Source organism: Citrobacter sp. TBCS-14 (assembly GCF_005280805.1).
Lineage (GTDB): Bacteria > Pseudomonadota > Gammaproteobacteria > Enterobacterales > Enterobacteriaceae > Citrobacter > Citrobacter gillenii.
Genome location: NZ_SZWM01000220.1, coordinates 1 through 221 on the forward strand (window position 1 = coordinate 1; position 221 = coordinate 221).

Annotated in this window: 1 protein-coding gene; it reads right to left on the bottom strand. The window is 49.8% G+C overall.

Annotated features, from left to right (window positions below):
- Positions 1-221, bottom strand: a 221-nt coding sequence (locus FDX22_RS12200) for a tape measure protein (RefSeq protein WP_146717260.1), incomplete at both ends; no start/stop codon positions are given.

The following is a 221-nucleotide window of genomic DNA, read 5'->3' on the forward strand; positions in this document are numbered from 1 at the left end:
GCAGTAAGTTGACCTGCATCAGCCATTGCTTTTAAGTCTTTTCTGGCGACCCCCATTCCAGAGGCTAGAGCCCTGATAACACGATCGCCATTCTCATTAACTGAGTTAAATTCCTCACCACGTAAAACCCCCTGAGCCAGCGCCTGGCTGAATTGAGTAATAACGGAACTCGCCTCTGCTGTGCTTGCGCCAGAAAGCTTCAATCCGGTAGAAATAGCCTC